This window comes from Actinosynnema sp. NPDC059335, from assembly GCF_042752395.1.
In the GTDB taxonomy this organism is placed as follows: domain Bacteria; phylum Actinomycetota; class Actinomycetes; order Mycobacteriales; family Pseudonocardiaceae; genus Actinosynnema.
The window spans coordinates 7,905-11,968 of sequence record NZ_JBHYXZ010000085.1 but is presented as its reverse complement, the minus strand read 5'-3'; the positions used below and the strand labels follow the sequence as shown (position 1 = coordinate 11,968).

The window sequence follows — 4,064 nt, the reverse complement described above, 5'->3', positions numbered from 1 at the left end:
TGGGGGGGGGGGGCGCGGCGCGGGGGGGCGGGGGGGGCGGCGCGGGGGGGCCCCGGCGGGCCCCCCCCCCGGGGGGGGGGGCGGGGGGGGGGGGGGCCCCCCCCCCCGGGGGTCTCGCGGGATCAGCGGTTCGTCGCGCCGGAGGTCGGCTGCACGCGCTCGAACCGCACGCGGCTCAGGTAGCCGGGCAGGTCGCTCAGCACGTACAGCTCGCCCTGGGCGTCGGCGCCGATCGCGGTCGGCTGGGTGGGGAAGTAGCCGATCACCGCGTTCTCGTAGGTGCCGTCCAGCCGGGGCCGCACGGCGAACACGCGGGTCGAGCAGTAGTCGCTCGCGATGTAGGTGCCCCACGCCTCGGGCGTCCGCGAACCCCGGTACACCACGCCGCCGGTCACCGAGCAGTTGTCGTTGTAGTGGTCGTACTCGAAGACCGGGTCGGTGTACCGCCCGCCGGGCCGGCACTGCTGCGGGTCGAACACCGGGGTGCCCTCCTTGCAGGACCAGCCGAGGTTCGCGCCGCCCTGCGACGGGCGGATGTGGTTGATCTCCTCGACCAGGCCCTGGCCGACGTCGCCGATCCACAGCGAGCCGTCGACCGGGTCGACGGAGAACCGCCACGGGTTGCGCAGCCCGTAGAGCCAGATCTCCGGCCGCGCGCCCGGCACGCGGACGAACGGGTTGCCGGCGGGCACGCAGTAGGGCTTCGTCCCGCAGGCGCGGTTGACGTCGATCCGGACGATCTTGCCGAGCAGCGTGCCGAGGTTCTGGCCGGCCTTGAACGGGTCGTTGGTGTGGCCGCCGTCGCCGAGGGACCAGTAGAGGTAGCCGTCGCGGCCGAACGCGACCTGGCCGCCGTTGTGGTTGCCGTACTCGGCGTGGGGCTGGGTGAGCAGCACCTGGAGCCGTTCGGGCGCGCCGATGGGCACCCGTGCCAGGGTCAGCTCGCCGGCCGGCAGGCTCGTGTAGGCCACGTACAGGATCCCGGTCCGGGAGAAGTTCGGCGCGGGCGTGATGCCGAGCAGGCCGCGTTCGTTGTCGGAGGAGTCGACGCGGGCGGTGAGGTCGAGCACGGGCTCCGCCGCGAGCCCGGTGTCGGGCCGGTAGGAGCGGACGGTGCCCTCCTTCTCCACGATCAGCATCCGGCCGTCCGGCAGGCCGGTGATCGCGACCGGGCGGCGCAGGCCGAACGCCACCTGTTCGGACACGACGGTCAACTCGGCGACCGGCACCGCGCGGGCGCGGGGTGCGCCGACGGCGGCGTTGCCGGCCGTCGACACCGAGGGCAACAGCAGGGCGGACAGGGCCAGAACGAGCAGGCCGGCCAGCAGGGTGACCGGGCGACAACGTCGTCGCGACATGGTTCGGCTCCTCGAGGCAGGGTGGAAGGCGCTTTCTGGGAGCGCTCCCAACGTACCGTGACTCCCCGACAACTTCCAGTCACCGCCCGGCGCGAGCGGTGATCAGGCCCTTCACCGCCGCATCCTCGGGTCGTGCGTCGGGTCGGGGTACATCGGCGGGCAGCCGCCGGCGACCGCTTCCGGCCGCAGCTCGAAGTGCCAGGGTTCGTTGCGGTAGACCTGGCACAGGCCGTAGCGCGCGCCGTGCTCGGACAGCCACCTCCGCGCGGCGGGCGGCCCGATGTCGACGGCCCGCCCCGACACGTGCGCGGAGGTGTCGGGGGTGGCCACCCACCGGGCGGCTTCCGCTGCCGACCCGTGCGTTGAAATCGCCTCGCGGAATAGCTCTCCCTGGTATTCCGGGGAACGCCAACCGCCATTCACGAAGAACTCGACGCCGTCCCGCGCGGCGTCGGTCGCGGCCCGGCGCAGGGCGGTGAGGAGATCGGGGTCGAGGTTCACCACGGCCGGGCTCCCGTCGTCGAAGACCGTCACCGGGCGGGGCACGGCGCCGTGTGCGCGCCGGGCGGTCGAGGACGCCGGGAATGGGGTGCGGCGGACCGCCGTACCTGCTGGTTCGCTGTAGCGCATGCCGCCAATGAACGCAACGCGGTGTTGCCGGGGCGTTCCGGTTTTTCGATATGCCGGCGATATGCGACCGCCCGTAGCATCGGGGCATGCGTGTGTTGATCGTCGAGGACGAGCCCTATCTGGCGGAGGCGATCCGGGACGGGCTCCGCCTGGCGGCGATCGCCGCCGACATCGCCGGTGACGGGGACACCGCACTGGAGTTGTTGGGCGTGAATTCCTACGACATCGCCGTGCTCGACCGCGACATTCCCGGGCCGTCCGGCGACGAGGTCGCCGAGACCATCGTGGCCTCCGGCAGCGGCATGCCGATCCTGATGCTCACGGCCGCCGACCGGCTGGACGACAAGACGTCCGGCTTCGAACTCGGCGCCGACGACTACCTCACCAAGCCGTTCGAGTTGCCGGAGCTGGTGCTCCGGCTCAGGGCGCTCGACCGCCGGCGTGCGCACAACAGGCCGCCCGTGCGCGAGCTGGCGGGCCTGCGGCTGGACCCGTTCCGCCGGGAGGTCTACCGGGACGGCCGGTACGTCGCGCTGACCCGGAAGCAGTTCGCCGTGCTGGAAGTCCTCGTCGCCGCCGAGGGAGGCGTCGTCAGCGCCGAGGAGCTGCTGGAGCGGGCGTGGGACGAGAACGCCGACCCGTTCACCAACGCCGTGCGCATCACGGTCTCGGCACTGCGCAAACGCCTCGGCGAGCCCTGGGTCATCGCCACCGTGCCCGGCGTCGGCTACCGCATCGCCACCGCGCCCGACATCACGCCCGGCACTTCGTCCGGCACCGCGCCCGACACTTCGCCCGCCGCCGCGCCCGGCACCGGAGCTGACGCCGCGCCCGACGCCGGACCCGCGGGACGGGACCGTGGATAGGGAACCGGGGTTGAGCGTCCGCCTCAAGCTGACCCTCAGCTATGCCGGGTTCCTCATGCTCGCGGGCGTCTTGCTGCTCGCGGTCGTGTGGGTGTTCCTGCTGCGGTACGTGCCCGAGGTCATCCACCCCGAGCGCGACCTGCCGGGGACGCTGCGCCCCGGCCCGGCGGTGCCCGACCGCACCGCGCTGGAGGAGGCGTTCGTCCCGAAGGCGGGCCTGGCGATGCTGTTCCTGCTGGTGTTCGGCCTCGTGGGCGGCTGGCTCCTGGCGGGCAGCATGCTCGCGCCCCTGACCCGCATCACCCAGGCGACCCGCCTGGCCGCCGAGGGGTCGCTGTCGCACCGGATCCGGCTGGAGGGCCGCGCGGACGAGTTCCGCGAACTCGCCGACGCCTTCGACACCATGCTCGCGCGGCTGGAGGCGCACGACGCCGAGCAGCAGCGCTTCGCCGCGAACGCGTCCCACGAACTGCGCACCCCGCTGGCGATCACCCAGACCCTCCTCGACGTGGCCCGCAACGACCCGGACCGCGACGCGGGCGAACTCGTGGAACGCCTGCACTTCGTCAACACCCGGGCGATCGACCTCACCGAGGCGCTGCTCCTGCTCAGCCGCGCCAACCGGCGGACCTTCAGCCGGGAGCCGGTCGACCTGTCGCTCGTGGCGGAGGAAGCCGCCGAAACGCTCCTCCCGCTCGCGGAGCAACGCGGCCTCACCATCGAGACGTCCGGCGACGCGGCACCCACCACCGGCTCGCACGCGTTGCTGCTGCAGATGACGACGAACCTCGTGCACAACGCGATCGTCCACAACCTGCCCGACCGGGGCACCGTGTGGGTCCGGACCGGCGCCGACTCCCGGAACGCGGTGCTCAAGGTCGAGAACACCGGGGCACGCCTGACGCCGGAGCTGATCCCGACCTTCACCGAGCCGTTCCAGCGCGGCACCCGACGCGTGCGCAGCGACCACGCCGGCGTCGGCCTCGGCCTGGCCATCGTCAAGAGCATCGTCCAGGCCCACGACGGGACCCTCACACTCACGCCCCGGGCCGAGGGAGGGCTGCGCATCGCGGTGCGGCTGCCCGTCGCGCCACCGCGCACCGGCCAGTGACCTCCTCCCACGACGACCGGTCCGGCGGGGGGGGCGCCCCGCGCCGCCCCCCACCCCCCCCCCCCCCCAGCCCCCCCGGGGGGGGAGAAGAAATCTTGC

The 4,064-nt window shown here is 73.4% G+C and carries 4 protein-coding genes; 2 read left to right on the top strand and 2 right to left on the bottom strand.

The window, feature by feature from the left end; all coding sequences use genetic code 11:
• Positions 1-122: 122 nt before the first annotated feature.
• Both ACFXGA_RS24675 and ACFXGA_RS24670 read right to left on the bottom strand, forming a co-directional pair.
• Entirely contained in the window at positions 123-1,358 is a 1,236-nt protein-coding gene (locus tag ACFXGA_RS24675) for a PQQ-dependent sugar dehydrogenase (protein WP_378091505.1), read from the bottom strand.
• A gap of 111 nt (positions 1,359-1,469) precedes the next feature.
• Complete coding sequence (locus ACFXGA_RS24670) at positions 1,470-1,892, bottom strand: M15 family metallopeptidase (protein ID WP_378091503.1); 423 nt, start codon at positions 1,890-1,892, stop codon at positions 1,470-1,472.
• A 182-nt stretch (positions 1,893-2,074) separates the two neighbouring features.
• Between ACFXGA_RS24670 and ACFXGA_RS24665 the strand changes: the two genes are divergently transcribed.
• A complete protein-coding gene (locus ACFXGA_RS24665; protein WP_378091501.1) occupies positions 2,075-2,854 on the top strand; it encodes a response regulator transcription factor in 780 nt (259 codons plus the stop codon).
• Positions 2,847-3,965 (top strand): sensor histidine kinase, encoded by a 1,119-nt coding sequence (locus ACFXGA_RS24660; protein WP_378091499.1) that lies wholly within the window; start codon positions 2,847-2,849, stop codon positions 3,963-3,965. The genes ACFXGA_RS24665 and ACFXGA_RS24660 overlap by 8 nt, the downstream gene beginning before the upstream one ends.
• Positions 3,966-4,064 lie beyond the last annotated feature (99 nt).

What these genes read in the sequence shown, in the direction of transcription:
- ACFXGA_RS24675 (WP_378091505.1), bottom strand. Translation starts at nt 1,358, where the DNA reads ATGTCGCGACGACGTTGTCGCCCGGTCACCCTGCTGGCCGGCCTGCTC.
- ACFXGA_RS24665 (WP_378091501.1), top strand. Translation starts at nt 2,075, where the DNA reads ATGCGTGTGTTGATCGTCGAGGACGAGCCCTATCTGGCGGAGGCGATC.